14 protein-coding genes are annotated in these 15446 nt (G+C 68.2%); 4 read left to right on the forward strand and 10 right to left on the reverse strand.

Annotated features, from left to right (window positions below; all coding sequences use genetic code 11):
• Positions 1–11 precede the first annotated feature (11 nt).
• From ACLF3G_RS19525 to ACLF3G_RS19535, 3 genes are read right to left on the reverse strand one after another with little or no spacing between them, the layout of a single operon-like run.
• Entirely contained in the window at positions 12–875 is an 864-nt protein-coding gene (locus tag ACLF3G_RS19525; RefSeq protein ID WP_430671070.1) for an ABC transporter permease, read from the reverse strand.
• On the reverse strand, positions 872–1813 hold the full coding sequence (locus ACLF3G_RS19530) for an ABC transporter permease (protein ID WP_430671071.1): 942 nt from the start codon (positions 1811–1813) through the stop codon (positions 872–874). The genes ACLF3G_RS19525 and ACLF3G_RS19530 overlap by 4 nt, the downstream gene beginning before the upstream one ends.
• Positions 1807–3408: an amidohydrolase gene (locus tag ACLF3G_RS19535; protein WP_430671072.1), complete on the reverse strand. Its 1602-nt coding sequence runs from the start codon at positions 3406–3408 to the stop codon at positions 1807–1809. Before ACLF3G_RS19535 ends, ACLF3G_RS19530 begins: the two co-directional genes overlap by 7 nt.
• 170 nt (positions 3409–3578) lie before the next feature.
• Here ACLF3G_RS19535 and ACLF3G_RS19540 point away from each other — a divergent pair, with 170 nt between their 5' ends.
• Positions 3579–5165 (forward strand): ABC transporter substrate-binding protein, encoded by a 1587-nt coding sequence (locus ACLF3G_RS19540; RefSeq protein ID WP_430671073.1) that lies wholly within the window; start codon positions 3579–3581, stop codon positions 5163–5165.
• A gap of 100 nt (positions 5166–5265) precedes the next feature.
• Positions 5266–6849 (forward strand): peroxidase family protein, encoded by a 1584-nt coding sequence (locus ACLF3G_RS19545; RefSeq protein WP_430671074.1) that lies wholly within the window; start codon positions 5266–5268, stop codon positions 6847–6849.
• Positions 6850–6852: 3 nt separating this feature from the next.
• On the opposite strand, the gene ACLF3G_RS19550 is transcribed toward ACLF3G_RS19545, so the two are convergent.
• A complete protein-coding gene (locus tag ACLF3G_RS19550; RefSeq protein WP_430671075.1) occupies positions 6853–7863 on the reverse strand; it encodes a dimethylarginine dimethylaminohydrolase family protein in 1011 nt (336 codons plus the stop codon).
• Positions 7864–7967: 104 nt separating this feature from the next.
• Here ACLF3G_RS19550 and ACLF3G_RS19555 point away from each other — a divergent pair, with 104 nt between their 5' ends.
• On the forward strand, positions 7968–8510 hold the full coding sequence (locus tag ACLF3G_RS19555) for a GNAT family N-acetyltransferase (protein WP_430671076.1): 543 nt from the start codon (positions 7968–7970) through the stop codon (positions 8508–8510).
• On the opposite strand, the gene ACLF3G_RS19560 is transcribed toward ACLF3G_RS19555, so the two are convergent.
• From ACLF3G_RS19560 to ACLF3G_RS19585, 6 genes are read right to left on the reverse strand one after another with little or no spacing between them, the layout of a single operon-like run.
• Entirely contained in the window at positions 8507–9283 is a 777-nt protein-coding gene (locus ACLF3G_RS19560) for an ABC transporter permease (protein WP_430671077.1), read from the reverse strand. The two genes, ACLF3G_RS19555 and ACLF3G_RS19560, sit on opposite strands and share 4 nt — an antisense overlap.
• Positions 9283–10119 carry an ABC transporter permease gene (locus tag ACLF3G_RS19565; RefSeq protein WP_430671078.1) on the reverse strand — a complete coding sequence of 279 codons (837 nt, stop codon included), beginning with the start codon at positions 10117–10119 and terminating at the stop codon, positions 9283–9285. Before ACLF3G_RS19565 ends, ACLF3G_RS19560 begins: the two co-directional genes overlap by 1 nt.
• On the reverse strand, positions 10116–11198 hold the full coding sequence (locus ACLF3G_RS19570) for an ABC transporter ATP-binding protein (protein WP_430671079.1): 1083 nt from the start codon (positions 11196–11198) through the stop codon (positions 10116–10118). The genes ACLF3G_RS19565 and ACLF3G_RS19570 overlap by 4 nt, the downstream gene beginning before the upstream one ends.
• The gene (locus ACLF3G_RS19575; protein ID WP_430671080.1) at positions 11195–11965 is read right to left on the reverse strand and encodes a class II aldolase/adducin family protein; all 771 of its coding nucleotides are present in this window, start codon (positions 11963–11965) and stop codon (positions 11195–11197) included. The genes ACLF3G_RS19570 and ACLF3G_RS19575 overlap by 4 nt, the downstream gene beginning before the upstream one ends.
• Positions 11966–12907, reverse strand: coding sequence for a 2-hydroxyacid dehydrogenase (locus ACLF3G_RS19580; protein ID WP_430671081.1), 942 nt, complete (start codon positions 12905–12907; stop codon positions 11966–11968).
• A 15-nt stretch (positions 12908–12922) separates the two neighbouring features.
• The gene (locus tag ACLF3G_RS19585) at positions 12923–14026 is read right to left on the reverse strand and encodes an extracellular solute-binding protein (RefSeq protein WP_430671082.1); all 1104 of its coding nucleotides are present in this window, start codon (positions 14024–14026) and stop codon (positions 12923–12925) included.
• 106 nt (positions 14027–14132) lie between these two features.
• Between ACLF3G_RS19585 and ACLF3G_RS19590 the strand changes: the two genes are divergently transcribed.
• Positions 14133–15446: NAD(P)/FAD-dependent oxidoreductase (locus tag ACLF3G_RS19590; RefSeq protein WP_430671083.1), on the forward strand; the 1314-nt coding region annotated here is incomplete at its 3' end.

Consider the following 15446-nt stretch of genomic DNA (forward strand, 5'->3'; position numbering starts at 1 on the left):
CCTGTTCTGCATCACATGCGAAGCCGCGGGTCGAGCGCATCGCGCAGCGCATCCCCCAGCACGTTGAAGGCGAGCACCACCACGAAGATGCCGACCGCCGGAATGACCGAGATATGCGGCGCGAAGAACAGGAAGGTGCGCCCCTGCGCCGCCATCGCACCCAGTTCCGCCACCGGTGGCTGCGCGCCGAGCCCGAGGAAGGACAGCGCGGATCCCAGCAGGATCACCTGTCCGAAGCGCAGCGTGGCGAAGACCAGGATCGGCGAGGCGCAGTTCGGCATCAGGTGCCGCCAGATCAGCCGCGCATCGCCCATGCCCTGCGCCCGCGCCGCCTCGATGTAGTCGAGCCCCAGCACCACCAGCGCGGTCGATCGTGCGATGCGCGCCATCAGCGGGATCGTCGCGACCGCCAGCGCGATCACCACCGCCGTCACGCCCGGCCCGAAGATCGCCGCGATCGCAAGGCCAAACAGAATCGCCGGGAAGGACAGCATGATGTCGGCGAGTCGCATCAGCAGCCCGTCGATCCGCCGGTAATATGCCGCGGCAAAGCCCATCGCGACGCCGATGACACCGCCGATGCCGAGGCTGAGCGCCCCCATCGCCAGCGTCACCCGCAGCCCGTGCAGCATGCGCGACAGCATGTCCCGCCCCTGCCCGTCCGTGCCGAGCAGATAGGCGCCACCGGGCGGCGACATCACCGACATCAGGTCGGTCTCGTAGGGGTCGTAGGGCGCCAGCCACGGCGCGAACACCGCCGCCAGGATCACCAGCACCACCACCACAAGCGAAACCGCCGCCGCCGGTTCGCGCAGCAGGATCTTCAGCGTGCCCGGCCGGGCCGGCGGCACCACCTCAGCCACGGTCGTGCTCATCCCGCGCGCACCCGCGGGTCCAGCACCCCGTACAGCAGGTCCACTGTCAGGTTTACCAGGATGAAGCCCATCGACAGCACGATGATGGTGCCCTGCGCCATGGGGAAGTCGGACGACAGGATGGCCCCCACCGCCAGCCGCCCGACACCGGGCCAGGAGAACACCGTTTCCGTCACCACTGCGCCGCCCAGCAGGAAGCCGATCTGCAGGCCGATCAGCGTCACCACCGGCACCATCGCGTTGCGCAGCGCGTGCCGTGTCACGACAAGCCGTTCCGTCAGCCCCTTCGCGCGGGCCGTCCGCACATGGTCCGCGCCCAGCACATCCAGCACCGCCGTCCGCGTCATGCGCGCCACCGGGCCGACAAACACGCCGCCCAGCGTGATCGCCGGCAGGATCACCGCGCGCAGCCCCTGCCAGGTCCACAACGGCCCCTCCCGCCCTGTGAAGGGCAGCCACTGCCATTGGAACCCGACGAACCAGATCAGCACCAGGCCGAGAAAGAACACCGGCACCGAAACGCCGGCCACGCTGAACGCCATCACCACACGGTCCAGCAGCGACCCGCGCCAATAGGCACCGACCGTGCCCATGGCGATGCCGAGCGGGATGGACCAGATCAGGCTGGCGAACATCAGCTCCAGCGTCGGCCCGATCGTCGATGCCAGCTCGCCCGAGACCGGCACGTTGTTGATGATGGAAACCCCAAGGTCTCCCTGCACCAGCCGCCCTAGATACAGGAAGAACTGCACATACAGCGGCGCATCCAGCCCGAGGTCGTTCCGGATCTGTGCGATGACTTCCGCACTGGCATTCGGCCCCGCACGCACGATGGCGGGATCCGTCGGCACCACCTGCATCAGCAGGAAGCCGACCAGCAGCACGCCGAACATGACCGGCACCGCCAGCATCAGGCGTTGGACGGCGTGCCTCAACATGCGGCGAGTGCCCCATGCCGGTCGAAGATCACCTCGCCGCCGCGCAGCGTCAGGTCGGCACGCGTGTCGCGCAGGATGTCCTCCGGCGCCGCCACGAAGATATCGCGGGACAGCACGGCCACATCCGCCTGCATCCCAGGCTCCAGCGTGCCCCGGCGGTCCTCCGCGAATTGCGTGTAGGCGCCGCACCAGGTCTGGCAGTGGACCGCCTGTTCCGCCGTCAGCGTCTGGTCGGCACCAAGCACCGTGCCGCGGTTTGTCTTCCGCGTCAGCATGGTGAACAGGTTGCCGAACGGATCCACCGACGACACCGGGCAATCCGAGGACGCCGCCGGATGATGCCCTTCCTCCAGCCAGGTCCGCATCGGGTAGGACACCTCGCTGCGCGCCAGCCCGAGGTTGCGCACGTACAGGTCGCCGAACTCGTACAGGAACACCGGCTGCGGCACCGGCAGGATCTGCCGCGACAGCATGCGCTTGCGCTGATGTGGCGTCAGGAAGCCGCAATGTTCGATGCGGTGGCGTCGGCCGATGAAGGGATGCTCCGGCGTATCCGCCATCTCCATCCCCACCAGCACCTGCTCGATCGCGGCATCGCCAATGGCGTGGATGTCCAGCTGCCAGCCCTGCTCGTGGTACAGCTTCAGCAGCGCGTGGATCTTGGCGTCCGGGAAGGTGAAGACGCCCGTTCCGCCACCTGCGCTCTCAAGGTACGGGTCGAAGAACGCCGCCGTCAGTCCACCCGCCGAACCGTCAGCGAAGACCTTCACCGCGCCCCAGCGCAGCATGTCGTCACCTTCGTTCGGCCGCAGCCCCGCCTCCCACGCCTTGGCCGCGATGCCTTCCGGGTTGCCCGCCAGCACGTTCCACATCCGCATGGGGGATCGCCCGGCGGCAACGGCGGCGCGATACGCCGCAACCTCGGCCATGCCCGCAACCATGCCAACATTCATGTCGGTCGCGGAGGTGAATCCGAGGGAGGCCAGGTGGTTGCCCGCCCGCTCGATCGCCGCCACCAGCGCCGCTTCGTCCGGCTCCGGGATCACGTCGCGGATCAGCCGCATGGCGCGTTCCTGGAACAGCCCGGTCAACGCGCCACCACGGCGTTCCACCACGCCACCCTCGGGGTCCGGCGTGTTGTGGCCGACGCCCGCGGCACGTAGTGCCGCGCTGTTGGCGACGCCCATGTGCCCGCAGGTCCGAACGATGAATACGGGATTGTCCGGCGAGACCCGATCCAGCTCCGCCGCCGTCGGGTGTCGGCCGATATCCAGCTCCGCGTGGTCGTAGCCACGCCCGAGCACCCATTGCCCCTTCGGTGCGGCCTTCGCCGCGGCGCCGACACGGGCGAGCACCTCGTCCAGGCTGCGGACCTCCTCCGCGCGCAGATTGACGCCCGCGAGCGCCAGCCCGTAGGGCAGCAGGTGCATGTGCGATTCGTTGAACGCCGGGATCACCACGCGTCCGTCAAGTTCGACACGGCGCGCAGTCGCTGCAACCGCATCGTTCACATCCGCTGTACGTCCCACCGCCAGCACGCGCCCGTCGCGCAGCGCTAGCGCTTCGGCAAAGCCTCCCGAGAGGCCGCGAAACACGCGCCCTCCGGTGAAAACCACATCACCCACCAATCCTGTCACCCCAGCCCGACGTGACCAGACTGTCACGCGATGCCCCCTCGCCCGTCAACCCGCACCCCAAGCAAGAGATTGCACGCCAACCCTCATGGGGAGATGATCCGCCCCTTCTCCAGGCAGGATGCTTCGACATGCGCAGGCGCTGGTTCGGTTTCGCGGCAGCCGCCGCCCTCACCCTCGCGTGTCCGCCGGTGCAGGCGCAGCCCGCACCCACCGCCACGCTCCGCGTCGTGCTGATCAACGACCTGGCCAGCCTGGACCCGGTGAACTCCACGGCCGCCTTCGTCCGCAACCACGGCTTCATGGTCTACGACCAGCTCTTTGCGCTCGACAGCCAGGGCGTCGCGCGCCCCCAGATGGTGCAGACGTATGAGCCGAGCGCCGATGGGCTGACCCATCGCTTCACCCTGCGCGATGGCCTGACCTTCCACGACAACACGCCAGTCCGCGCCGCCGATGCCGTCGCCTCCATCCGCCGTTGGTCGCAGCGCGACATCGTCGGCCGCGCACTGGCCGCCGCCACGGCCTCGATGGACGTCGTGGACGACAAGACCTTCACGATCCGCCTGTCCCGCCCCTTCGCCCTGGTAACGGAAGCCCTGGCGCGGCCCACTGCCAGCGCCCTGTTCGTGATGCCGGAACGCCTGGCGCAGACCCCCGCCGCCACCGCCATCACGGACGCGACCGGCAGCGGCCCCTTCATCTTCCAGCCGCGTGAATGGCAGGCCGGCAACCGCGCCGTCTATCTGCGCAACCCGGCCTACCGCCCGCGCCCGGAGCCTGCGGACGGCCTGGCCGGCGGCAAGGTCGTCAACATCGCGCGGCTGGAATGGGTGGCGATGCCGGACCCCGCCACCGCCGCCGCGGCGCTGCAGGCCGGCGAGATCGACTTCATCGAGCAGCCCTCGCCGGACCTGATCCCGGTGCTGGAGCGCAACCGCAACATCCGCACCTTCGCGTTGAACCCGGTCGGCTTCATGGTCTGGCTGCGCCTGAACCACACGCAGCCGCCGTTCGACAAGCCGGAGGCGCGCCGGGCCCTGCTGCACCTGATCAATCAGCAGGACGTGCTGAACGCCGTCGGCGTGCGCCCGACGGAGCAGGTGCCCTACTGCCCTGCCTACTTCTTCTGCAATACGCCGCTGCAATCCGATGCCGGCGCCGAAGGCCTGCGCGCCGAGAACCTGGACCGCGCCCGCGCCCTGCTGCGGGAGGCCGGCTATGACAACCGGCGCGTGGTGTTCATGAACGCCGCCGACAGCCCGATCAATAACGCCGCAACGCTGACCATGGCCGCCGCCTTCAGCCGCGCCGGGTTGAACATGGACGTGCCGAGCATGGACTGGGCCACCGTCACCCAGCGCCGCAACCGGCGGGAGCCGGTGGACCAGGGCGGCTGGAACATGTTCGTCACCGTCGCCAACGTGCTCGACGGGCAGAACCCGCTGACCAACCTGTACCTGGCCAGCCCCTGCGAGGGCGGCCTGACCGGTTGGCCCTGCGACCAGCAACTTGAGGCGCTGCGCCGTTCGTGGTGGGAGGAGAACGATGCGGCCAAGCGGCAGGAAATCCTGCATCAGGTGCATGCGCGCGCCTACGCCGTGCTGCCCTACATCAACGCGGGCCAATTTCGCACGCTGGCCGCGCATCGTAGCACCGTCGAGGGCTTGCGCCCGACGACGGTCCCGGTCTTCTGGGGTGTCACCAAAAGGGAGTAGCCCGGGCTACCCACCAGGGGTCACAACCGCGACAGCGTGGAAACTGACATCCGCACACGCATAGGATGTGCACCCAACCCGTCACGGAAGGGCGCACATTATGCAGGCAGGACACGGCAAGCCACTCCGCGGCCTCGCGGCCGGTGCGGAACGCCAGCGCGGCTTCGGCCGCTTCGGGCGCATGTTCCCAAAGCTCGAGGGGCTGAACGTGGCGGAGGACAAGCTGCGCCAGCTCGCCGAGACCATGCGCGATGAAGGGCAGTCCGGCGACAACGCCAACGTGCCCGCCGGCTACACCTATCTTGGCCAGTTCATCGACCACGACATCACCTTCGACACTTCCGGCCTCGGCGAGAAGGTGAACGACCCGGACGCGCTGCTGAATTTCCGTACGCCGCGCCTCGACCTCGACAGCGTCTATGGCCGAGGGCCAACCGAACAGCCCTTCCTGTACGACCGGGGCGACCCGCGGAAGCTCGCCATCGGCGCCACAGGCCCCGGCGGCGAACCGCGCGGCCCCGGCGGCCGCCGCATCCGCGCGGGCCTGCCCAACGACCTGCCCCGATCGCGAGAGGGCGTCGCGCTGATCGGCGACCCGCGCAACGACGAGAACCTGTTGGTCGCGCAGACCCACCTCGCCTTTCTCAAGCTGCACAACAAGGTGGTCGACCAGCTCGGCGCCGGCGGTACCTTTGAGGAAGCGCGCCGCATCACGCGCTGGCACTACCAGTGGATCGTGCTGCACGATTTCCTCGACCGCCTGGTCGATCTCAACGAGGTGCAGTGGGTGCTGACGCATGGGCGCCAACATTTCCGCTTCGAGAGGCTGAGCCAGTACGAAGATCCCTACATGCCGGTGGAATTCGCCGTCGCCGCCTACCGGCTCGGCCATTCGATGGTGCGGGAGGACTACAGCCACAACCGCGTCTTCCGCCCTGGCGCCGGCCCCGCCACCTTCAGCTTCCTGTTCCACTTCAGTGGCCTGTCGGGGGGCATCGTCGGCAGCCGCGTCACCGATCCCGGGATCCTTGCGGCGCTGAAGCTGCCCAAGCTGAAGCTGCCCAACGGCACGCTGATCGACCCCTTCCCCCTGCCCGACCTGCCCGGCGACTGGGCCATCGACTGGCACCGTTTCTACGAGATCGACCGCCCGATCGACCCGCCGCAGGGCGCCGAGCCGCCCGACAACGCCTTTCACCTGAACCTGTCGCGCCTGATCGACCCCTACCTGGTCCCTGCGCTGCACGACCTGCCCGGCGGCGGCGGCAGCCTGCCGCTGCGCAACCTGCAACGCGGCGTGAAGATGCAGTTGCCGAGCGGCCAGGCCATCGCGGATGCCATGGAGATCACGGCGCTGAGGGGCGACGAAATCGCCGCGAGCGGCCCGGACGGCGCCAAGGCGAAGCAGCTAGGCCTGCATGAGGCGACGCCGCTGTGGTACTACATCCTGAAGGAGGCCCAGTTGAAAGGCGATGGCGGCAACCGCCTCGGTCCGGTCGGCAGCCGCATCCTGGCGGAGGTCTTCATCGGCTTGCTCGAAGGCGACTGCGAATCCTATTTCCGCCACGACCGCAACTGGAAGCCCACCCTGCCGTCTCAGCACGCCGGCACCTTCACCATGCCTGACTTGCTGCGCTTCGTCGGCGACCTAAACCCGGCCAACGAAGCATCCAGCTTCGAATAGCCGCTACAGCGCATCCCGCACCAGCGGGCTGGTCGAGCAGTGGATACCACCGCCGCCCAGCCCGACCCTGTCGTACTGCACCAGCCGGATGGAGATGTTGGCGCGGTCCAGCGCTTCCTGCGTCCGCGGGCCGACCTTGTCGCTCATCAGGATGCGCCCGGGCCGCACCGCCAGGCAGTTGATGGTCCAGGATGGGTCCTCGTGGTTCACCGGAATCAGCTTCACGCCCTCCCGCTTCAGCGCCTCCATGAACACGAAGGGCAGCGTGGAGGGATTCACGATGGCGGTGTCGTGGTCGATCATCACGAAGGCGCCGTCGATGTGCAGCCGGTAGCCCGGGATCTGCACCCGCAGCAGCTTCGTGCCCTGCACCGCCAGCACCTCCTCCAGCTGCCGCGCACCTTCCTCATTCACCCGTGACGAAACGCCGACCACGGCGAGGTCCGGCCGCACATAGGCGAAGCTGCCGCCTTCCATCAGCCCGGTGCCGTGGATGGTGCGCAGCACCGGCATGCCGAGTGCGCCCAGCGTCTCCGTCACCGGCGCTTCCTCGCCGCGCCGGATGCGCGGGCCCATGCGCGTGACGATGGCGCCGCCCTTGATGCCGATGCAGGAATCGCGCGTGTAGATGGATTTATGCCGGCCCTCAGCCGCGCGCTTGAGGAACACGACCTCGACGCCTTCCTCGCGCAGCGCGGCCACCAGCGCATCATGCTGCGCCTGCTGTTCCGCCAGCGTCGGCCGCTCGTCCCCACGCCAGTAGGCGCCGGATTGCGGGTCTCCGAAGGCCCGCAGTTCCGGGATGTAGGGCAGCGTGTCCACCACACGCATCTCCTCGCCCGGCCGGTGCATCAGCACCACGCGCAGCCGGCCGATGTCGGAATTGCAGCCCCATTCGCGGCCCCAGACGAAGCGCTGTTCCTCGGCGCTTTCGAAGCCTGGCTCCGGCTCGCTGGCGAAACGCTCGATGAGCATGTTGTAGCGGTGGTCGAACTCGCTCATCGCGTTGGTCATGGTGCGGATCCCTCTGGATGACACTTACGAAACCTCATCCTGCCGCCACGCGACACACGCGTGCAATACGGTGCTCCTATCTCTCGCGCGGAAGGAGACCTGTCATGCACCTGATCCGCCAGGCCCGCGCGGAAGACCTGCCTGCACTGCTCCAAATGCAGGCCGACAGCCTGCTGGCGCTGGGGGCCGAGCATTACCCCCGCCCGGTGCTGGACGCGGCGCTGTCCCGCCTGGGCACTATGGATGCGCGGCTCGTCACCGATGGCACCTACCTGGTGCTGGAGGTCGGCAGCCGCTTCGCTGGCAGCGCCGGCTGGTCGCTCCACGCGCCGAACTACGCGGCGCTGATGGCGGAGCCGCTGCAACCCCTGCCCGGACGCACTGGCCTGGTGCGCAGCGTCTATGTCAGCCCGGACTTCGCCCGCCGCGGCCTCGGCCGGCGCCTGATGCAGACGGTGGAACAGCGCCTGGTCGCGCTTGGGGTCCAGACTTCGGAACTGATGGCGACGATGTCGGGCGCGCCACTCTACGCCACGCTCGGCTACCGCGAATTGTCGGCGCATGCACTGCGCGTGGCGCCGGGTCTGGATTTCGAGGTGCGCCGCATGGCCCGCTGCCTGGATCAGCGTGCGGCGCGGGCCGCCTAGGCATCTCGTCGCCGGCGCAACGCCAGGTCCAGCAGCAGCAGCCCGGTGGTGAATACCACCAGCAGCACGGCCACCGCCGCCATCGCCGGGTCGAGGTTCTCGTTGATCCCGTCCCAGATCCGCCGCGGCAGTGTGAAGACGTCGCGGGAGGCGATGAACAGCACGATCACCAACTCGTCCCAGCTATGGATGAAGGCGAAGATCGCGCCGGAGACAATGCCCGGCGCGATGCGTGGCAGGATCACCCAGCGCAGCGTCTGCCCCAGGCTCGCCCCCATCCCCCGGGCCGCCTGTTCCAACCGTGGATCGAATGCCGCCAGTGCCGTTGAGACGGTGATGACGACGTAGGGGATGCCCGTTACGCCATGCGCGATGGCGACGCCCAGGAAGCGATCCAGCAGGTCGAGCCCAGCGAAGTAGCGATACAGCCCGATCGCGTAAACGATGGACGGGATGATGATGGGCAGCAGCATCAGCGCCCGCACCAGGTCGGTGGACCGCCTCGCCAGCCGCCAGCACCCAATGGCGCACAGCGTGCCCGCCAGCACCGCGATCACCGTCGCCACCACCGCGATCAGGAAGGACTGCCAGATGGAACCGAGCCATTCAGGCGAAGACAGCACCGTCGCATAGTGCCGCAGCGACAGCGCCTCCTTCGGCAGCGACAGGAAGCGCTGATCGGTCATCGACACCGGGATGATGATGCTGATCGGCAGCAGCAGGTACATCGCCACCACCCAGGCAGACCCCCGCGCGAACCACCCCGGCCGCATCAGCCGCCCCCCCCGAAGACCCGGCGCATGTCGACGATGCGGGAGAACACCGCGAGCGTCGTCAGGATCGCCACCACCAGCATCGTCGCCATCATGGTGCCGAGCCCCCAGCGTAGCAGGTCCAGGATCTGCAACCCGATCCACTCCGCCACCATCAGGGTCTTGCCGCCACCAAGGATCGCTGGCGTGATGTAGAAGCCGAGCGAGAAGATGAACACCAGCACACCCGATGCCAGCAGACCTGGCATGGACAGCGGCAGGAACACACGCCGGAAGATGGTGACGCGGCTGGCGCCCAGGCCACGCGCCGCACTCAGCAGCCGCGGATCGATCTCCCGCATGCTCGCCAGCATCGGCAGCACGGCGTAAGGCACCATGTAGTGCACCATGCCGACGATGATGCCGAATTCGTTCCAGACCAGCGCCAGCGGCTCCGCGATGAGGCCCGCGCCCAGCAACGATTCGTTCACCAGCCCCTGCCGGCGCAGCAGCGTCACCCAGGCGAAGGCGCGCACCAGCACGGAAATCCACAGCGGCACCAGCACCGCCAGGATCCACCAACGCTGCGCCGCGACACCCGCCAGCGAGATCCGGTAGGCCAGCACGTATCCGAGCGCCAGCGCGATCGCCGTGGTCAGCACGCAGATGCGCAGAGTGGTGACGATGACGCGCTGCACGCTCTCGCTGGTGAACAGGCGTTCGTAGTTGCCGAGGCCAGGTGACGGCTCGGTGAAGGAAATCGCCAGCACCTGGGCGATGGGCGCGACGTAGAAAGCCGTCATCAGCAGGAAGGCCGGCAGGATCAGCAGCCACCATCCGGCATCCTGCCGCCTCATGCGGGGTCGTCCAGGACCGGCACGCTCGCCGAGGCAGACCAGCCGAGCCGCACCGCCAGGCCCTCCCGCGGCGCGATCGGCGCATTCCAGGTCGGCAGCGTCACCCGCAGCATGCCGAAATCCGGCGTCTCGACATTCAGCGCATATCCGGCGCCGAGATAGGACCAACTTGCGATGGTGCCGCCGACGACATTCTCCGCAGCCTCGCCTTCGGCCAGAAGCGACATTTTCTCCGGTCGCAGGCTCAGCAGCACGGGCGCGCCAAGTGCCGGCACCACGCCACCACGCTGCACCACCCGTGTCGCCCCCGCACCGATGGCGAAGCCCTCAGGCAGATGCTCGCGTACCACGCCTTGCAGGAAGTTGGATTTGCCAAGGAAGTCGGCGACAAATCGCGTCGCCGGACGCTCGTACAACTCGGCAGGCGCGCCCTGCTGGATCAGCTTGCCGTGGTTCAGGATGGCGACGCGGTCGGACAGCGACAACGCTTCCTCCTGGTCATGCGTCACGTTGACGAAGGTACGGCCGACGCGGCGGTGCAGCGCCTTCAACTCATCCTGCAACTCGGCGCGCAGCTTCTTGTCGAGCGCGCTCAGCGGCTCGTCCAGCAGCAGCAGCGCAGGGTCGAACACCAGCGCGCGGGCCAGTGCAACACGCTGCTGCTGGCCGCCGGACAACTGCCGTGGCAGTCGGTCGCCGAAGGCGGAAAGCTGCACGAGGTCCAGCGCGCCCCGCACCTTCGCCTCCCGCGCCGCGGCGCCCATCTTCCGGACGCGGAGCGGGAAGGCGACGTTCTCGGCCACAGTCATGTGCGGAAACAGGGCGTAGCCCTGGAACACCATGCCGAAGTCGCGGCGTTCCGGCGGCAGCGGCGTGATGTCCCGGCCATCCAGCCGGATCGCGCCCTCGCTCGGCTCCACGAAGCCCGCGATACACATCAGGATGGTGGTCTTGCCGCTGCCGGAGGGGCCCAGCAGCGTCAGGAAGGCGCCCTGTTCCACGTCCAGCGAAACTCGCTCCACCGCCGTGAAGCTGCCATATCGCTTGCTCAGCCCCTCCAGCGCCAGCGCATGGCTCATGCCCGGTAGTCCGACTGTTCGCGGTCCAGCTTGCGGCGCAGCGCCTGCCACGGCAGCCAGCCCTTGGTCGGCCCCGTGCTGAACTGGGCGCGGGTGCGTTCAACCGTCTCGGCAGAGGCCACCGCCAGCGGCGCGCCGGAGGATTGCGCGGCGAGCTGGATGCGGCAGGACTGCTCCAGGTACCACATCCAGTAGAACGCCTCCGCCACGGTGTGCCCCACCGTCAGAAGCCCGTGGTTTCGCAGGATCATCGCCGGCTTGTCGCCGAGGTCCTGCACCAGCCGCTCGCGTTCCGAAAGGTTGTCGTCCGCCGCGACACCTTCGTAGTCATGCAGCGCCACCTGGCCGATGAACTCCATCATCATCTGGTTCAGCGGCAGCAACCCGCCTTGCTGCGCCGCGACCGCCATCCCCGCCAGCGTGTGCGTGTGCATCACGCAGTTCGCATTGTCCCGCCCGCGATGCACCGCGGAGTGGATGACGAACCCTGCCGGGTTGACCGGCCACGACGTCGGCTGCCGCGGCTCCCCCTCCGCATCCACCAGCACGAGCGAGGACGCCGTGATTTCCTCGAACAGCAGCCCGTACGGATTGACTAGGAACCGATGCCCCTCTCCCGGCACCCGCACCGACAGATGCGTGAACACCAGGTCGGTCATGCCGAAATACGCGATCAGACGGTAGGCGGCCGCGAGGTCCTCCCGCAGTTCCTGCTCGGTTGGCACATGATCCGGATCAGGCCGCACCGGCGGCGGAGGAAGCGTCATTCAATAGCCCCGTGCATGGTCATACAGATTGGCCAGCGCCTCGCCCCGCTCATGCGCCGCGATCGCCTTCGCGACATACTGCGCACGTTCCCGCCGGCTCGGCAGGCTCGCCAGGTGCGGTGTCACGATGACCTTCGGATGCGCCCAGGCCGGATGGTCCGCCGGCAGCGGCTCCGTCTCGAACACGTCGAGCACCGCACCACCAAGATGCCCGTCATCCAGCGCCGCCAGGATGTCCTCGATCTTCTGGTGGCTGCCACGCCCGACATTCACCAGCCCCGCCCCCTTCGGCAGCTTCCGCAGCAGCGACGCATCGAGGATGCCCCGCGTCTCCGCCGTCGCCGGCAGCAGGCACACCAGGATTTTCGTCTGTTCCAGGAAGACGTCCCGCTCCGCATCACCAGCGAAGCAGGTCACGCCCGGCAGGTCCTTGCGCGTCCGCGACCAGCCAAGCACGGGAAAGCCGATTCCGGAAAGCATCTCCGCCGCGCGGCTGCCCATGTTGCCGAGACCCATGATGCCCACGGAGGTCTCGGTCGCGGTGAATTCCGGCTCGAAATAGTCCCACTTGGCCGCCGCCTGGTTGAGCGCGATGCGCCTCGCGCCCTTGAGCAGCGACAGCGCCGCCCAGCAGACGAACTCGCCCATCCGCTGCGTGGCGCCGGCCGGCGCCATGCGCATCAACGGCACGTGCCGCGGCAAATCAGGATCGCCGGCGATGAAATCCACACCGGCCCCGCTACCGAAGATCACACGCAGATTGGGCATCCCGCCGAGCCTGCCGGCCTCCGGATCCCACACCAGCACGTAGTCGACCGCGGCCGGCGGGACGCTGGAATCGTCCCACCACCGCACATCGAGCCCGGGCGCGAACTCGGAAAAATGCGCGCGCCACTCCGGCATGGCATCTTCGCCACCGGACTTCACCAACAGGACAGCCATGCGAAGTCGGAATCCTCAGCCCGTGACCATGTCGATGTAGTCTGCATTGGCCTGGGCGTAGTTCTGCCCCCACCAGCGTCCATCCTGCGCCACCTGCACCCGCGCATTCGCAGGGTCGGTCGGGTTGAAGCGCTTGAACTCCTCCGGCACCAACGCCGCCGCATTGGGGTTGGTCGGGCCGTTGCCGAGGAACTTCAGCAGCTCCACCTGCGGCGCCGCGTTGGCCAGCATGGAGGCCAGCAGCTTCTGCACCAGGTCGCCACCGGGATTGCCACGCGGGCTGACGAAGATGCCCGGCTGCAGGATCCCCTGGTTCCAGATGAACTTGAACCGGCCGTTGCTCTCCTGCTCCAGCACCTTGGCGCGGGTGTGCCAGATCATGCCCATCACCGCCTCGCCGGTGCGGATGAACTGCTCCGACTCGGACCCGCTGTTCCAGAACACCAGGCTGCGGCGGATTTCCCGCACCTTCGCCAGGCAGGCACGGATGTCGAGCGGGTAGAGATTTTCCGGGCTCTTGCCGAGCGCCATCTGCGCGCCATCCAAAGCGCCGGCGGCGTCGCGCCGCAGCAGCCGCGTGCCCGGGAATTTCTGCAGGTCCCAGAAATCCGCCCAGCCGGTCGGCGCACCATTCGGGAACTTGGTGCTGTCGTAGACCAGCACGTTGCTGAAGGAATACGGCGCCGCGCCATGTTCCAGCGCGAATGTCGGGCCGATGACGTTGCTGCGATCGACCACCGAATAGTCGACCTTGTTCAGCAGGTTCATCCCGCCCAGCAGGTAGGACGACGTGGCGGAGCTGTCACAGAGGTCCCACGTCACCCGCCCGCTCTCGACCATCGACCGGATGCGGCCGGCGGACGGCCCGGTGCTGTCCTGCACCACCGTCACGCCTGGATTGGCCGCACTGAACGGAGCGCCGTAGAAATTGCCAAAACCCTGGTTCGCCACGCCGCCCCAGTTCACCATGACGAGCTGCCGCGCCGCCTGCGCCTGCGCGCCCTCGCCCACCGCGACGCCGAGCGCCGCCAATCCGGCCATCAAACCACGCCGGCTGATCTCGCCGCGCTGGAACTTCCGGAAAGCCAGCTCAACGCAGTCCTGCTGGAAGCTTTGCATACGAAATCTCCTTTTTCTGTGAAGCTCCCGGTGGTGCCCTTGATCCGGAGCCCGTCCGGCAGGAACCTTGCCCATACGAGTGAACAGCGGGACGCGCGCCACGGCAATGTCTGATCTTCATCCGCTTTTCGCACCCGGCTTCAAGGCCCGTCCCTGGTGGTGGGAAGCCGCCGAGCCGGCGTCTCGCGACAACACCCTGCCGGACCACACCGCCGTCGCCATCGTCGGCGGCGGCTATGCCGGGCTCTCGGCCGCGCTGACGCTGCGCCGCCTGGGCCATGAAGTGACGGTGCTGGATGCCGAGCGAATCGGCTGGGGCGCCTCCTCCCGCAATGGCGGCATGGTTTCGGGCGGTCTCAAGGTCGCCTCGACCGGGCTTGCCGAGACCTATGGCGAGGACGGCGCGCGCCGCATCACCGAGGCCGCCGCCGCGTCCTTCCCCTTCATCGAGGACACCATCGCGCGGGAAGGGATCGATTGCGACTACGTCCGCTGCGGCCGCTACCTCGGCGCCTGGTCGCCCGGCCACTACAAGGCCATGGCGGGACGGGCGGAGTGGATCGCCAACGTGACCGGCCTGCCGACCGAGATGATCCCGAAATCCCGCCAGCGCGAGTTTTTGGGCAGCGACCACTATCATGGCGGCATGGCCGCGGCGGCGACCGGCAGCCTGCACCCCGGCAAATACGCCCGCGGCCTGTCCGCCGCCGCCGAAAAGGCCGGCGCGCGCCTGGTCGATGGCGTGAGAGTCGCCGGCGTGAAGCAGGAAGGCTCCGGTTTCCGCCTTGCGACGGACAAGGGCGAGCTTCGCGCCGATGCCGTGCTGGTCGCCACCAACGGCTACTCCAAGGATGCGCGCGGCACCGCCCTGCCCTGGCTGGCGAAGCGCCTGATCCCGCTCAACTCCTACATCATCGCGACGGAGGAGCTGCCGCCCGAGACGATGGACCGCCTGTTCCCCGGCCGCCGCATGATCAGCGACAGCAAGCGCGTGCTGAACTATTTCCGGCCCTCGCCGGACGGCAAGCGCGTCTTGTGGGGCGGCCGCGCCAGTTTTCGGGCCGCGACCGCGGAGCAATCCGCACCGACGCTGCACAGCTACATGACCGCGACCTTCCCGGAACTGGCGAAGACGAAGATCACGCATGCCTGGACCGGCTATGTCGCCTTCACCTTCGACTACCTGCCGCATATCGGCGTACAGGACGGCGTGCACTTCGCCGCCGGCTGCCAGGGCAGTGGCGTCGCCATGGCCACCTGGCTCGGCCACAACGTCGCCCTGAAGCTGGCCGGCGCCGCCAATGAGCGATTCGCGCTGGACGGCCTGAATTTCCCCACCCGCCCGACCTACACCGGCACGCCCTGGTTCCTGCCCTTCGTCGGCGGCTGGTACCGGCTGCGCGACCACATCGACCGGATC

Origin of the sequence: Falsiroseomonas sp. HC035 (assembly GCF_050563525.1) — a bacterium.
Taxonomy (GTDB): Bacteria; Pseudomonadota; Alphaproteobacteria; order Acetobacterales; family Acetobacteraceae; genus Falsiroseomonas.